At 42.4% G+C, this 15,319-nt stretch carries 10 protein-coding genes; 7 read left to right on the top strand and 3 right to left on the bottom strand.

Annotated features, from left to right (window positions below):
• Positions 1 to 117: 117 nt before the first annotated feature.
• From AC5JM2_RS05775 to AC5JM2_RS05745, 7 genes are all read left to right on the top strand, one after another.
• Positions 118 to 828: a chemotaxis protein CheW gene (locus AC5JM2_RS05775; protein ID WP_495833954.1), complete on the top strand. Its 711-nt coding sequence runs from the start codon at positions 118 to 120 to the stop codon at positions 826 to 828.
• A gap of 422 nt (positions 829 to 1,250) precedes the next feature.
• Positions 1,251 to 4,643 carry a hybrid sensor histidine kinase/response regulator gene (locus tag AC5JM2_RS05770; RefSeq protein ID WP_495833953.1) on the top strand — a complete coding sequence of 1,131 codons (3,393 nt, stop codon included), beginning with the start codon at positions 1,251 to 1,253 and terminating at the stop codon, positions 4,641 to 4,643.
• A gap of 30 nt (positions 4,644 to 4,673) precedes the next feature.
• Entirely contained in the window at positions 4,674 to 5,705 is a 1,032-nt protein-coding gene (locus tag AC5JM2_RS05765; protein WP_495833952.1) for a chemotaxis response regulator protein-glutamate methylesterase, read from the top strand.
• 120 nt (positions 5,706 to 5,825) lie between these two features.
• Positions 5,826 to 7,142: a SpoIIE family protein phosphatase gene (locus tag AC5JM2_RS05760; RefSeq protein WP_495833951.1), complete on the top strand. Its 1,317-nt coding sequence runs from the start codon at positions 5,826 to 5,828 to the stop codon at positions 7,140 to 7,142.
• Between the two features lie 73 nt (positions 7,143 to 7,215).
• Complete coding sequence (locus AC5JM2_RS05755) at positions 7,216 to 7,833, top strand: slr1658 family protein (RefSeq protein ID WP_495833950.1); 618 nt, start codon at positions 7,216 to 7,218, stop codon at positions 7,831 to 7,833.
• 52 nt (positions 7,834 to 7,885) lie between these two features.
• Positions 7,886 to 8,239 carry a slr1659 superfamily regulator gene (locus AC5JM2_RS05750; RefSeq protein ID WP_495833949.1) on the top strand — a complete coding sequence of 118 codons (354 nt, stop codon included), beginning with the start codon at positions 7,886 to 7,888 and terminating at the stop codon, positions 8,237 to 8,239.
• Positions 8,240 to 8,274: 35 nt separating this feature from the next.
• Positions 8,275 to 9,945 (top strand): mechanosensitive ion channel family protein, encoded by a 1,671-nt coding sequence (locus tag AC5JM2_RS05745; protein WP_495833948.1) that lies wholly within the window; start codon positions 8,275 to 8,277, stop codon positions 9,943 to 9,945.
• A gap of 7 nt (positions 9,946 to 9,952) precedes the next feature.
• On the opposite strand, the gene AC5JM2_RS05740 is transcribed toward AC5JM2_RS05745, so the two are convergent.
• The 3 genes from AC5JM2_RS05740 to AC5JM2_RS05730 all read right to left on the bottom strand — a co-directional run bounded on the left by AC5JM2_RS05740 (position 9,953) and on the right by AC5JM2_RS05730 (position 15,283).
• Positions 9,953 to 10,450 carry a chemotaxis protein CheW gene (locus AC5JM2_RS05740; RefSeq protein ID WP_495833947.1) on the bottom strand — a complete coding sequence of 166 codons (498 nt, stop codon included), beginning with the start codon at positions 10,448 to 10,450 and terminating at the stop codon, positions 9,953 to 9,955.
• An 802-nt stretch (positions 10,451 to 11,252) separates the two neighbouring features.
• Positions 11,253 to 13,022 carry a serine/threonine protein kinase gene (locus AC5JM2_RS05735; RefSeq protein WP_495833946.1) on the bottom strand — a complete coding sequence of 590 codons (1,770 nt, stop codon included), beginning with the start codon at positions 13,020 to 13,022 and terminating at the stop codon, positions 11,253 to 11,255.
• 200 nt (positions 13,023 to 13,222) lie between these two features.
• Complete coding sequence (locus AC5JM2_RS05730) at positions 13,223 to 15,283, bottom strand: BamA/TamA family outer membrane protein (protein ID WP_495833945.1); 2,061 nt, start codon at positions 15,281 to 15,283, stop codon at positions 13,223 to 13,225.
• Between the last annotated feature and the right edge of the window lie 36 nt (positions 15,284 to 15,319).

The raw sequence follows: 15,319 nt of genomic DNA, 5'->3' as shown, positions 1-15,319 counted from the left end.
CTCAAACCGCTGATTCCCTGCGTGGAATTAACATGGCGATCGCCCAATTGAATGAGGCGTCAGTTGGCTTACGCCAAGAAGTTTCTCGCTTTAAAGTCTAGTTCTAGGAGCACCGGGATGCGTGTAGAAGAAGTTCCCAATTCAAAAGTGCACAATTGCTGGAATCAAATCGGCATTTGGGGCGATCACTCTTGTCCCGAACTAAAAAAGCATATTCACTGCCAAAACTGTCCAGTTTATTCTTCAATGGGACGGAGTTTATTAGAACGCGAAGTCCCTCAAGCATATGTGGATGAGTGGACTGATTTGCTCTCTAAGGAAAAATTAGAAAAATCTGTAGAGGCAACCGACCGAGTAGCTTCAATTGAGACGATAACGGTGGGCATCTTTAGACTAGGACAAGAATGGCTGGCATTATCGGCGCAATTAATTCAAGAAGTGATGCCGACATCTACAATTCACATTCTACCACATCGCAGCAACAATATTTTCTTGGGACTGGTGAATCTTCGGGGTGAAGTCCAGATTTGCGTCTCACTTAAACAGTTCCTGGGAATAGAAACAGCAGATGACAATCAGCAGAATATCAGCCCTGTCATCTATAACCGGATGGTAGTTGTGGAGAAATTTGGCAATCGTTGGGTATTTCCTGTTGATGAAATTTCTGGTATACACCGCATCCACCCGATGCAACTAACAAATGTGCCTGCAACTTTATCCAAAATGCCAGAAAATTATACACAAGGAATATTTAACTGGAAGAATCAAAAGGTTAGTTACTTAGATGATGAATTATTATTTTACGCACTCAATAAGAAAGTTATATGACCAAGAAGGGGTGTAGGGGTGTAGGGGTATAGGGGAGCCAGTACTGCAGGAGGGTCTCCCTCCGTAGGTATCTGGCGTGAAAAGAAGAATCGTATTTTTTGTACAGCCTACACCCGGAGCCAAACTGGGTAAGATCCCCACCAAATCGTAGATTTTGGTGGTCTCCAATCAGTGCACCGGGTAAGGCCCCCACTGATTTTATCCCTTACACCCTTACACCCTCATACCCCTACACCCCTAATTTTTGACAACATTTATGACGAACAAGCAAAACTGCACATTTGTCAAGTAAGAATACAAAATATAGCAGATCAATAGTTTGTCAGCAGCAAGTAGATAAATATTCTCGATTCCATTGCATGCCCCTAATCCCCATTCCGTGGGAATCTTGATCTTCCTAGTTCCCTAGATCCAATCATCAAATGACAAATCATGATATGAGCAATTTCTCCATGCTGGATTTATTCCGCATGGAGGTGGAAGCCCAGGCAACAATAATAAACGACAATCTCTTAGCGTTGGAAGGTAACCCCAACGCCAGCAAAGAACTTGAAAGTTTGATGCGTGCATCTCATTCGATCAAGGGTGCTGCTCGTACTGTGCAACTTGATGCCGCAGTCAGAATAGCTCACGTTATGGAAGATTGCTTTGTAGCTGCACAAAAAGGAGCAATCACAATTGACTCGGGTGACCAAGTCGATGTGCTACTGCAAGGAGTTGATATGATTGAGCGCCTCTCTCAACTTAAAGAGAGCGAAGCGCTCAATTGGTTAGCCGCTCATCAAGGAGAAATTGAAAGCTTAATAGCAGCCATCTCTGCTATTTTGACACCAAACCAGCAAGCACAAGACACGGTTCAGCGCTTAAGCGCCGACGCGGTTAATGAACAGAACACGGCGGATGTTAGCGCAGCGTTAACGAAGTGGACCGTAGGTCGCCGTAGGCTGGAGGAGGAGGATGAGGAGGATGAGGAGGATGAGGAGGAGGATGAGGAGGAGGATGAGGAGGAGGATGAGGAAGAAATTCCCACTTCCTTGTCTCCCTCTGCCTCCCCTGCCTTCCCTGCTCCCCCGACTCCCCCTGTGGACGTCTTTGCCTTTCCCTCCATCTCCCAAGATGACGAAAATTTAACCATGCTGGATTTATTTCGGCAGGAAGTGGTAAATTTATCAGCAATATTTAAGTCGAGTTTACAAGAGCGCAAAAATAATTCAAATCCAGGCTATACCAAAGCACAAATCGAATCCCTGATTCAGGCAGCCCATAGCGTTGGTGGGGCGGCGCGGATTGTCGAAATTGATGCTGCGTTCCGAATCTCCGACGCAATCAAGCATTGCTTAATCGCTGCTAAGGAAGGAAAAGTTTCCTTAGTCGGCTCGCCAATCGATAATTGCCTCCAAGGCATTGATGTGCTCCTACGCATCGCGCAAGTCCCGGAAACTGATTTAGAAAACTGGTCAACCCAACATCTGTCAGAAATTGAAACTCTAGTTTCTGCTATCTCTGCTATTCCAACACAGGAAACCAAAAAGCCAGAAAGCCCGAAATCAAACATCAGCAAGAAGACAAAGAAAAAAGCAGACAAAGAGAAAACAGAGCAGGAAAGCAGGAAAGCAGGGGAGCAGGGGAGCAGGGGAGCAGGGGAGCAGGAAAGCAGGGGAGCAGAGGAAGCAGGGGAGCAGGGGAGCCAGCGCCGTGCGGAGGTTCCCTCCGTTGAGGCGACTGGCGTGAGCAGAGGAAGCAGAGGAGTAGGGGAGCAGGAGAGCAGGGGAGCAGCTCAGACAGCGAGCAGTTCCCAGGAGGTTCTGCCTCGTGCCGGCTCTACGTTTGTCGAAGCTGTGCCGTTCAGCGTTAGCGAAGCGCGCCCTTCGGCGCTAGCTGTGCCGAAGACTCAGGCATACCCGAAGGGGGGAGAAATGACTGCCTCATCTCCCCAACCCCTAGCTGCAACTGCCACATCTTCCATTACCTCATCACCCAAAACCCCCATTACACCATCACCAAAAACTCCACCCCCAACGACCACATCCAAATCTCCCAAGGAAATAGCAGAGATCCAAAATGCAAAGAGTGTAGACCGCGTGGTGCGGGTGAGTGCGGATAACCTCAATCGCATTATGGGACTCGCTGGAGAAACTCTCGTAGAAGCAAACTGGCTACAACCGTTTGCTACTTCTTTGCTAAGGCTCAAGAAAAGCCAAGTTGAACTGTCTAACCTTCTAGAAAAGCTGCAGGAATCCCTGGTAGGGGAAAACCTGAACGAGCGTGCTGCTGACTCGCTCTCTACTTCAAGAGCAAAGGCAAACGAATGTCGCCAAATTTTATCTGATCGCCTGAATGAACTGGAATTATTTGCCCGTCGTTCTGGGAATCTTTCAGATCGTCTTTATCGGGAAGTCATTGCCAGTAATATGCGTCCTTTCGTAGATGGCGCTCAGGGGTTTCCCCGAATGATGCGGGATTTAGCCAGACGTTTGGGAAAGCAAGTCAAATTTGAAATTATCGGCAAATCCACCCAAGTGGATCGCGATATTTTAGAAAAGCTAGAAGCTCCCCTAACTCATATCTTACGTAACTCCGTTGATCACGGTCTTGAGCCGCCCGAAGCTCGGCAGGCTGTGGGGAAACCTCCTGAAGGTACAGTGCGATTGGAAGCTGCTCATCGAGCCGGAATGTTATCGATTACAGTTTCCGATGATGGTGGTGGAATAGACTTAGAGCGCCTGCGCCAAAAAATTGTCACCAAGGGCATGATTAATGCTGACATGGCGGAGCAGTTAAGCGAACCCGAATTGATGGAGTTTCTATTTCTGCCAGGTTTTTCCACAGCAAAGGCAGTTACCGAGGTTTCAGGTCGCGGTGTTGGTTTGGATGTCGTACAAAGCATGGTGCAGGAGGTAGGGGGCATTGTGCGAGCTGCATCTCAGTTAGGGAAGGGAACAAGTTTTCACTTACAATTGCCACTGACCTTGTCTGTGATTCGCACGCTGTTGGTGGAAATATCAGGAGAACCTTATGCTTTTCCGCTGACGCGCATTGACCGGATTATCATGATTCATCCCTCTTCTATTTCCGTTGTGGAAAATCGCCAGTATTTTGTTTTGGATGGGCAAAACATAGGATTGGTGGCGGCTCATGAAGTGTTGGAATTGAACAACTCTGCTGACAACTCAGAAGAATTACCATGCGTTATCATCAGCGATCGCCTGAGTCGTTATGGCTTAGTAGTCGATAAATTTCTGGGTGAGCGGGATTTGGTTGTCAAACCTTTAGTTAAGAGTTTGGGAAAAGTACCAGATATTAGCGCAGTCGCACTGATGGATGATGGTTCTCCCGTTCTGATTGTTGATGTTGAAGATTTGCTACGTTCGATTGACAAATTGCTCAATGTCGGTTTGATTAGCAAAATTAACAAAGGAATTGACAGCAGCGGATCTAGACAACACAAGCGGATTCTTGTCGTAGATGATTCCATTACTGTGCGCGAAATGGAGCGGCAGTTGCTAGAAAATAATGGTTATGAAGTTGAAGTCAGTATGGATGGAATGGATGGTTGGAATGCTGTGCGCACGGGTGTTTATGATTTAGTTATTAGCGACATTGATATGCCGAGAATGAATGGGATAGAACTAGTCGGCAATATTAAAAATCATCCGAATTTGAATTCTTTACCTGTGATTATTGTTTCTTACAAAGACAGTCAAGAAGACAGAATACGTGGTTTAGAAGTTGGCGCTAATTATTACTTAACTAAGAGCAGTTTCCATGATAATAGTTTGTTAAATGCCGTTCTTGATTTGATTGGCGATCCCTGATAAAGTTGCAAATACTTTTATGAATTTGTTATGAGAATAGCCATTGTAAATGATATGCCAACCGCAATAGAAGCGCTACGGTGTGTCTTGGCGCAAGTCCCAAATTATGAAATACTTTGGATTGCTCATGATGGTAGCCAAGCAGTGGCAAAATGTGCAGCAGATACCCCAGACTTAATTTTGATGGATTTACTCATACCAATTATCGATGGGGTGGAAGCAACGCGTCAAATTATGACCAATTCCCCTTGCGCAATTATTTTGGTAACAGCGACTGTCAGCGGTAATGCATCCAAAGTCTTTACGGCAATGGGATATGGCGCACTGGATGCTATAGATACACCTGTTTTGGGTAGGAGCGGGCAAATCCAAGGCGGTGTAGAGATATTAGAAAAAATCGCTACGATAGGCAAATTAATTGGCAAAACCAGCAAGTCATCTCAAAGAATTGGAGAGCGTAGAGGTTACCAATCAAAGCTAAGTCCCCCCCTAATTGCAATTGGTTCTTCCACGGGTGGTCCCCAAGCGTTGGCAGTGATCCTTTCTCAGTTACCAGCAAATTTCTCAGCAGCTGTCGTTATTGTGCAGCATGTAGATGAACAATTTACCCCAGGTTTAGCACAATGGTTGAATACTCAAACACCATTGCCAGTTAAACTAGCGATCGCAGGCTCGCATATAGAAGTTGGGCAAGTCTTGATTGCTGCTACCAATGACCACCTAGTTTTGCAATCTAATCTCAGCCTCAAGTACACTCAGGAACCGCGTGATTATCCTTACCGTCCGTCTGTGGACGTCTTTTTTGAAAGTTTAGTTAAAAACTGGCCAACAAAGGGAGTAGCGGTGCTATTGACTGGTATGGGCAGGGATGGGGCACAAGGACTCTTATCCTTGCGCTCTGTTGGTTGGCATACTATCGCTCAGGATCAAGCTACTTGTGTCGTTTATGGTATGCCAAAAGCAGCAGCCCAGTTGGGAGCGGCTGTGGAGATTTTACCGATTGAGGCGATCGCAAAAGCTTGTGCTAAGCAACTCTTACGCCTACCGTTTACGCAAGCGTAAGAGAATACGCATGTCTATAAAGTATTATTTAACACCAAATTTTTCTCACTTTTCTTATTAAATTAAGATACACCCCCCACTCCTGATTTGAAAAAAACGTCTCGCAAGGAGGCTATACCAGTGGCAGAAGACCCAATTACAGTTCTGCTGATCGACGATCAACCAATGATTGGCGAAGCCGTTCGTCGAATGTTACTCACAGAAGAAGATATCACCTTTCATTACTGTAGTGACCCAACCTTGGCTTTTAAAGTCGCTAAGTCATGTCAGCCAACGATCATCTTACAAGACTTGGTGATGCCAGAGATGGATGGACTGGTTTTAGTGCGCTTTTTACGCGCCCACAACGCCCCCACCAAAGACGTTCCGCTGATCGTTCTCTCTAGTAAAGAAGAACCGGTTATCAAAGCAAAAGCTTTTGCATTAGGAGCCAACGATTATATAGTCAAACTCCCAGACAAGGCAGAACTAATCGCTCGCATCCGCTACCATTCTAAAGCATACGCCAACCTTCTCAAGCGACAAGAAGCGGAAGCCATCCTCCAGGCTGATAACCTCCGCATGCGTAAAGAACTGGAGATGTTGCGCCAAATGCAACGGATGATTCTGCCTACATCCGAAGAACTAAATGCCATAGAAGGTTTAGAAATTGCCGGCTATATGGAACCAGCCGACGAAGTAGGCGGCGACTACTATGACGTTCTGTACACAGATGGTCTCGTCACAATTGCCATCGGTGATGTCACTGGTCACGGTCTTGAAAGTGGCATCGTCATGGTAATGACGCAAACAGCAGTCCGTACTCTTAAAGAAATTCGAGAACTCGATCCAGTTAAATTTTTAGATGCGCTCAATCGGACTATTTATAAAAATGTCCGACGGATGAATTCTGAGAAGAATTTGACGTTAGTGGTTCTTACTTATTCAGAAGGCAAAATCAGTATCAGTGGTCAGCATGAAGAAATAATTGTAGTGCGCAATGGGGGTGATATTGAGCGCGTTAACACAATCAATCTGGGGTTCCCGATTGGGTTAGATGAGGAAATTACTGATTTTATTGATCATACCATGATCGAATTAAATTCGGGTGATGGAGTTGTGCTTTATACCGATGGAATTCCGGAAGCGTACAATATTGAGAAAAAACAATATGGAATTGAGCGATTATGCGAAGTTATTAGTCAAAACTGGCATGATTCTGCCGAACAAATTAAGCAAGCGATCGTTGATGATGTGAAGCAATTTATTGGTACACAAAAGGTTTTTGATGACATTACTTTAGTAGTTATTAAACAGAAAAAAATTGAAAATAAGCAAATGTTTGAAAATCAGGAATCATTTGAGGAGGAAGAACCGTTTGAAGAAGAAGAACTATTTGAGGAAATTAAGCAGAATGTGAATAAAAGGAAAAAGTTGGGGTTTTTTCGTCGCAAATGATCTGCTAATAAAATTTACTATTAATAGTAAAAACTCAAAAAAAATGATTGCGTTAATGAGATAACTTTAAGAAATGACAAACATGAACCAAGTTTTTGGAGAATTTCTTGAGGACTTAAGCCGAGAACATAATTCTTTAGAACTGAGCTTTACCTCTCCTTCTCAAATAATTAAACAACAATGGCGCAATATCCGTTTATCAGCTTATTTTGTTGCTGACTATTTTTCGACTTTTCTACCTGATGAACCGGATAGCGATGTCTTACGACAAGCCGCTTCGCGTCTACGCATTAAAGCAATTAAAAACAATGTGAGTTATATCAGCAACGAACTTTTAGAAAATGCCATTAAATTTAACGAAAAAATCAATAATTATCCAGTTAAGTTTGGAATTCATTTTCTGGAAGACATTGAGAAAGTCACTGCAGTAATTTTTACTCAGAACAGTATGACTACTCAAAAAGTTGATAAATTTCAAGCCTTGATTAAGGAACTACTCTCTGCTGATACTTATGAGTTATATATTCAGCAGATTGAAAAAACATCTGAAGACGAACAAAGTGAAGCCTCTGGCTTAGGTTTACTGACCATAATCAATGATTATTCAGCAAAATTAGGCTGGAAATTTGAGTCTGATCCCAGTCATCCACAAATTATCACTGTGACTACAATGGCTCAAGTCGTTGTATAATTTATCTATAATTAATGATTTGGATAACTGAATAAAAAAGTACGAATAACCTATGACAGGTCAAGAAGTTAAAAGCGATGACTATCAGGTTCAATACGATCCAGCATCCACAACAGTTTATTTTAAAGGGCAAATCGCGCTAGGAGGTCCCAAAGATTACGCTCCTATTGTTAATTTGCTCAATGAAGTGGCTGGTTTAGAACCTAAAACCATCACAATAAATGTGAAAGAATTAGCATTCCTCAACAGTTCGGGCATTAGTATGTTATCTAAGTTTGTTCTTGGAATGCGGAAAAAGAAAGGAGTTCAATTGGTAGTGTTAGGTTCAAAAAAAATACCTTGGCAAGGAAAATCATTGAAAAATTTAGAGCGATTGCTTCCAGGTTTAAAACTAGTAGTGCAATAAGCTAAAAATGTGATTGATTTCATGGAGAAAGTAATATGTTAGAAAACCTATTGCATCAATTTCATAAAATGAATACAGGGGGCTTGATCCTAACAAGTTTGCTAATTACGGCTTTAGGAACTGGGTTGTTATATTTATTTTTCTCTTATATCTTGCGCCCCATATTTCGCAAGTTTGAACGGGACATCGCAATCGTTACCTTAAAAGTTTCCACTTATCCTGTCCTAATTATCTTCGCTATCCTCAGCTTAAAAATCACTTTTTGGAAGTTAGCCAAGATTCACATTCTTCCAGTGATAGAACATATCTTGATAGCAAGTATAGTTATAGTTATTACTTATTGGTCTGTCCAAATATTTACCCAAGTTTTCATCTATTACCTTAAAGAGTACACTCAACAAAGCGAAGCGATGTGGGATGACGTACTTCTTCCCATTCTCTCAGGCGTTGTTCCTTTGCTTCTGTTCACACTTGGTGGAGTTGTTGTTATCAGTTCCTTTGGGGTTGATTTAACTGGAATTTGGGTAACGCTAGGTGGTGCTACTTTTGTGCTTGGTTTTGCACTTCAGGATATTTTGGCTAATTTCTTTAGTGGGATTGTTTTACTCATTGATACTCCTTTTCGATTTGGTGACATCCTGCTGCTTGAAGATGGTTCAATCGGAATGCTACGCCGAATAGGTATTAGAGTGACTGAGCTATATATATTTAGTACTCATTGTGATGTTTATATTCCTAACAGTCTATTACAAGGTCAGAAAATCACTAATTTGAGCCGTCCCACCTCTTTATACTATCACTCGATTTCGCTAGAAATACCCTCTGAATGTAATATTGATGAATCTAATAAACTCATAGAAGAAATCGTGTTAGCTCATCCCGATACTCTCGGGGATATGGATATTAAATTGGAAGTGATAGATGAATACTATAATTCGGAAGAAAGTGACCTTAATCTCATTAAACAACAAAAAATTGGTAAATTACGATTACTAGCTGAACAAGAGGTCATTTTAAAACTAGAGGAAGTTGAACAAGCCCTTGAAGCTTTAGTTGTGACAATGCAGTTTGTAGAAAAAGGAGGGATGACGCCAGAAGAAATAGAAAATGTTCAACAGGAATATCAAGGTGTTTTAGAACTCATAGGTTTCCAAGTAATTGAGGATAGTAATAATAATAACCGCACTGTAGTTAATTTTGAGGAAACCAATCAAGAGGGACTGATTGAGTTAATTAGGGAGTGGTATCGATTTGGGATTAAAGATCCTAATTTGCTGGATGAAGATGAATCCTTCATTTCGGATGAGTGGGAGCGAAAGATTAATTTGTTAAAGCGAAGGGTGCAACGTTTGTCTCAAAAAATATCTAATCCTCAAGTTGACGAAACTCGTTTAGATGATGATGTCATGGACTTGCTTAAGTGGGTGAAACATAAGTTAAAAGCGCCGCGCAAGAAGTGGCAAGAACCGCAAATCAAGATGATAGGAATGAAACATGATGGCTCTGACTATTATATTGAATTGGAACTGACATTTTTTGTGGATGAGATAAAATTGGAAGATGGAAAACGAGGCGATCGCGTCAGGAGCCAAATTTATCAAGAAATCTTCCGCCACTTCAAAAACACCTATCTTGATTGGGATGGCATTAAACAGAAAGAAGCGGGAGATAATATTGGAAATACCCTTGATGTCAGCATTAATTAAAATCCTGTCAATAACTTTGCTGTTCAGGTAACAAGAATATTCGCTCTCGTTCTGGCAAAATGTAGTCTAACTGAAGGCATTGAATCATTCCTTGTCCATCAGTAATCATTTCTCCCAAATAAGGAGCAGTATCGACTTTCATTCCTGGAACAAAATGCTGTGTTTCTTGCTTGCGGAATGTGTCGGTAACACGTTCTGCCATCAATCCTAAAATATGCGATTTTGGTTGAGAACCAAAGCTATTTCCCGTAGGTGAATCATCATTGTGAATTTGGTAATTCACCAAGATAATCCGACTACTAAATAGAGGACGACAAGGAGTACCCTGAATTAAACGGCATAAATCAATTACTGGTACAAGACGATTTCGGTAGTTAAATAAACCAGCGATCAAATCAGGTCCATGATGTAGAGTTTTCAGTGCTACCTTAGGCACTACTTCTACAACTCGCTTAGTTTCCAAGGCATAACGCTCATTGTTTACATAGAAAAGCAACATTAACATATAGGAATCCGGTTTTATTAATGAACTTACTCGTTAGGGCGCTTAACAGGCAACAGGGAACAGTCAACAGTTACCAGTTACCAGTGATATCGTGTTCGGTTAAAGACTTATCATTAAGACCGCAGGGGGGGCAGAGGTGCAGAGGGGCAGAGGGGAAGGGTTTTTAAGCTTAATGCATAGATTCGGGAATTATAACTAATTAGCCGAACTTGATATGAACAATTGATCACTGGTAACTGGTAACTGGTAACTGATAACTGATAAAAGTCTACCTAGCTTCGTCAAAAATCAAATATGAGTCCTATAGAATAGATAAAAAATCGTATTTAATTCTAGTCAAGACTGGATTTGCGTTCCCGTGTCAATTTTCAGGTTTTCCGCAAATTGGTATTTTTTGTAATACCAAGTTGCGTTCTGTTGTAGTAATTTGTGGTTGGGGGAGATTGCTGAGTCCCAAGGGGACACGCTGCGCGAACGCTCCACTTCGTTTCGTATGCCCTTCGGGCACGCTACGCTAACGCAATGACAGATGCTACGTTTGATTGCAACTTGGTATAAGATAGATTTTTGTCCAGTATCCTTTGTCCAAAGCACTACAAATGACAGATGACAAATGATAAGTAGATAGGTGGAAATAAACAGAACTATGTTAATAAATGTAAAAACAGCTCAAACCCTTACTAATGACTAATGACCAATGACTAATGACTGCCTTTACTAGTTAACTTTATTTGTACCGACCTACTTAAAAGACTAGTTTCACAAGTTTGCAGTGCATTTTGAATGCACCGCAGCCTATGAGCTAATTATTACCAGTTTCTGAATTATCCAAAGCCTTGTCTTGTGTAGGAACAACAATATCAGGAGAATCAAATTGCTTTGGTTGCGCAATTGATGGCTGTTCTGGTACAACAACAGGAGAATTCTTTGACTGGTTAACTGGTTGCGATGATTCAGACGCACCATGATAAGATGGTCGGTTATTTCCTGAAGATTGTGAAGAGGTATTGCGAGACTCGCGGATTGCTCGTAGTCTCTCTCTGAGTGAAGGTGATGAACTAGTCTTAGGCTCAGTTTTAGTAGATCCAGAAGCTTCCTGCTGTGAGTCTTGTTGGTATCGGCGACGTTGGGATTTTCTTGAGTCGGTTTGAGGCGATTCTTTGCTCGCATCGCTGTTATCGTCCGATTCGTTTGTGACATTCCTCCTATAGGATCTCCTATAAGATTCTCTTGTCACATTGCTGTTATCAGGAGTATCGTCAGTTGAAACGCGACGCAGACGCCGACGGCGTGTTGAAGTTGAAGTTGAAGTAGATGCAGATTTCACTTGCGAGGAAGTATTATCTTCTTTCTGTTGAGTATTAGTTTCTTTTGTAGTAGTGTTAGTTTCTTTAATAACAGGCGATGGTGTTAGGATGACTGTAGGTTTTGCCTCGTTAGGATCATTCTTTTCGACAACAGATTGTGGTTGTGGGACTGATGAGGTTGGTCGGGTTTTAGTCAACAAACTTGTGATACCAAAACCACCTGTAACACCCAAAAGAGCTATACCCGTTGCTATCAGTGCTTTAGGTGATGAGATAATTTTCTTGAATATGGTATTACCTGAAGGTGGTGCGGTTGGCGTGCTCACAGATCGTACTTGTTGTGGCACATTTGGCACATTTGGCACATTTGGCACATCTGGCACGTCTGGGTATGGCTGATTAGATAAATTGATAGTTGGCACTACTGATGTCACAAGTAATTGCTGTGCACCACTTTGAATGTCAGGTAATAGCAGTAACCATTCTCCTACTGTTTGCGGACGAAAGCGAGCGTCAGTAGCCATACCACGAATGATTGCTTGATTGACAGCAGCACTCAAATGGGGTTGTAAGTCTCGGGGGGAAGGCATTTGCTCGCGATCGCGCAGAAGTGCTGGTATAGGCACTTGTGCTGTCAATAAGGCATACAGTGTTGCTGCTAAACCATAAACATCAGTTGCAGGACTACGGGTTGCTTGCGACAGATACTGCTCAATTGGTGAATAACCCTCAGAAACAATACCCGTGTGAGTTTGCCTGACGCCATTGTGAAATTCCCGTGCAATCCCAAAATCGATCAGTATTACCTCTTGCGTTCCTTCACGAAGAATGATGTTATCTGGTTTCACATCCCTATGAAGCAAACCATTTTGGTGTACGACCTGCAATGCACCTGCTATTTGCCTAATGTAATGAATTGCTTTATCCTCTGGCAAAGGTATCCCTGGCATGACATATGCCTCAGCCAAAGTTTCACCAGGAATATATTCCATCACCATGTAGGGTAGTCTGTCTTCGACAAAAAAGTCGCTTACCCGGACAATATTCGGATGGATACAAGTAGCTAATCGTCTTGCTTCGTCTTGAAATTGACGCTCAAACTTAACATAATCAGGATGCTGTCGCAGCTTTTCATTGAGAGTTTTAATCACCACGACCTGATTGAGGAAATTGTGAGTTGCTTTGAACGTAATGCCAAAGCCACCTCGACCGATTTCCTGGTTAATGGTGTACTTACCACTCTGCAAAGTTTTAGTAACTAGCATAGAGAGTCCTGATTAGTAAATATGATTAGTACTACTTTTTTTAAAGATAACCGGGAACTGTAAAAGCTCTGGTTTTGAATCCTGAGTCTAACCCGAATTTTGAGGAATATCAAACCATGTTCAATACTTAACCCACGCAACAGTTTTATTTTTCTTTCGTTATTCCTTATAGTATACTTATCACTTCAAATTATCCACTTTTAAAAGCGCTGACCAATACCAAAATGAACGCGGCTTTCTCCCTGGTCATTCAGCCCAAAGTCAGCCCTAATTAAGCCTAGAGGTGAGTCAAAGCGGACTCCCGCACCGTAACCGAAACCAGTTCCAGGTTTATCACGAACTCCTGCAGGGTTACCCAACACAGACTCACCAGAACCTAAGTCTGAGGCAAAATCAGCAAAGAAAACTCCTCCCAATGCTTGGACAATCGGAAAGCGATATTCTGCCGACGCTAACACATAAGTGCGACCACTACCAACATCACCCTCACCATAACCGCGTACTGAATTGACACCACCCAAGTTGAAACTTTCATAAGGTGGTAAATCACCAAGGACTGTACCAGCTTGGACATTCAAGGCGAAGACTTGTGGTTTTTTGGATTCAAATAACTTTACGGGCATAAACTGGCTATAGTCTGCCTTTATGCGGTTCATAGAAATTTGTCCTTCCCCAAGAGGGATGGATTGTTCGGCACTGAGTTTAAGAATAGAACCATTGGTTGGATTGAAGGGATTATCTCGCTGGTCTTTGGTGGCAGTTAAGGATACAGTCGTCAGGTCATCAATACCAGTCCCGCTAAAAGATAGAGGATTTCCCTTTTCATCAGTAGGGGTCACTTTACCATCGCGATCGCGAAGACTAACACGAGTATAGTTTAAGCCTAAAGAAGTATTCCAACCATCAATCGGGCGCTGCAAGCTAACACCACCCCCAACTCGACCTTCCCGGATTCTATCGCCATTTGCAAATTTGACGTCACCATCAAAAGTTTCAGAAAGTCCCCGCTTGCGGAACGCACTCACACTATAACCAAAGGCGTCTGGATTAGTTTCCCGGTAGGGACTTGTAAATTTAGTATCAAATTGAAAGTCACGCGCACCAACTTCAAGATTAAAACCGAAAATATCGTTAACGCCACCAACATTTTGATCTCGGTAAGTTAATGTACCAACTATCCCTTGATCGGCGTTATAATTACCGCCCACATTAATAGAACGCGCCCCTATTTCCTTAAGTTCGTAAACGACATCCAGTTTTGTCGCATCTCCTTCAAAAGCAACATTGACATTCTGAAATAACCCTGTCTTATAAAGTTGCTGTAAATCTTGTTTAACTAAGTTTTCTTGATAAACTTGTCCTGGCTTAAACTTAAGCTGTTGCTGCAAGAAATCTGTTTTTGTACGTCCTTGGACTGGTTTACCCTTGTTATCAACTGTTTTGCCTTCTTCGTTCACAAAACGAAACTTGATATTGTTGACAACACCTTCAGCAACATTCAAAGTCAGGATTCCTTCAGCACTGGGTCTAATCGATATAACTCTTGCAACTTTATAACCTTTGTCAGCGTACCATTTATTAATATCTTGGACTACTTGTTTGAGACCACTGGGACTGATAACTTTTCCTATTTGAGGTTGAAAGCGTTCCCTGGCGACTTCATAACTCAACACGTTTGCCCCGGAAAGTTGTAGAGAACGCACAACAACTGGTTGTACTTGGTATTCTACATTTAAGCCAGTTGGCGTAGAACGGCTATTAACACGAGCATCCGTAAATAAACCAGTCTCCAAAATTGCTTTAACATCTTTTTGTAACTGACTTTGACTGGTTTTTGCACCGACTTGAGTGTTGATGACACTGCGAATCGCCTGCTGCAATTCCTCATTAGCCCCGACTATGTTCACTTGTGTAGCAGTGACTTTATCACCATTACCACTAGCTGGAGATGAGCCAGATGAGGGAGATGAAAAAGTTATTTCCTTTGTCTGGTCCTCCTTTTCAGTAGTTATCACCACCGGTTTACCACCAGTACTACTTTGCACGCTGCCAGATTTCTGAGAGAATTGTCCAATAACTACTGTCTCTGGGGGTGCGATCGTTTCTATCTTAGCTGGCGCTTCTTCGGTCACTGGCACCACTACGTTATCAGGTTTTTCAGCTTGCTCAGAAGTATTAGAGGGTGCAGCAAATGCTTGCTGATTAGCATTGCCAGCTGCCAAAGTCACTAGAGTAAAAATTGCCGCAGAAGAAACTCGCATAATGATAGTAGCCTTATAAACTGGGAGTTAGTTCGT

The sequence above is a fragment of the Brasilonema angustatum genome (genome assembly GCF_059505445.1).
This window is presented reverse-complemented; position numbering and strand designations above follow the sequence as displayed.

What these genes read in the sequence shown, in the direction of transcription:
- AC5JM2_RS05775 (WP_495833954.1), top strand. Translation starts at nt 118, where the DNA reads ATGCGTGTAGAAGAAGTTCCCAATTCAAAAGTGCACAATTGCTGGAAT.
- AC5JM2_RS05740 (WP_495833947.1), bottom strand. Translation starts at nt 10,450, where the DNA reads ATGTTAATGTTGCTTTTCTATGTAAACAATGAGCGTTATGCCTTGGAA.
- AC5JM2_RS05755 (WP_495833950.1), top strand. Translation starts at nt 7,216, where the DNA reads ATGACAAACATGAACCAAGTTTTTGGAGAATTTCTTGAGGACTTAAGC.
- AC5JM2_RS05750 (WP_495833949.1), top strand. Translation starts at nt 7,886, where the DNA reads ATGACAGGTCAAGAAGTTAAAAGCGATGACTATCAGGTTCAATACGAT.
- AC5JM2_RS05770 (WP_495833953.1), top strand. Translation starts at nt 1,251, where the DNA reads ATGACAAATCATGATATGAGCAATTTCTCCATGCTGGATTTATTCCGC.
- AC5JM2_RS05745 (WP_495833948.1), top strand. Translation starts at nt 8,275, where the DNA reads ATGTTAGAAAACCTATTGCATCAATTTCATAAAATGAATACAGGGGGC.
- AC5JM2_RS05730 (WP_495833945.1), bottom strand. Translation starts at nt 15,283, where the DNA reads ATGCGAGTTTCTTCTGCGGCAATTTTTACTCTAGTGACTTTGGCAGCT.
- AC5JM2_RS05735 (WP_495833946.1), bottom strand. Translation starts at nt 13,022, where the DNA reads ATGCTAGTTACTAAAACTTTGCAGAGTGGTAAGTACACCATTAACCAG.
- AC5JM2_RS05765 (WP_495833952.1), top strand. Translation starts at nt 4,674, where the DNA reads ATGAGAATAGCCATTGTAAATGATATGCCAACCGCAATAGAAGCGCTA.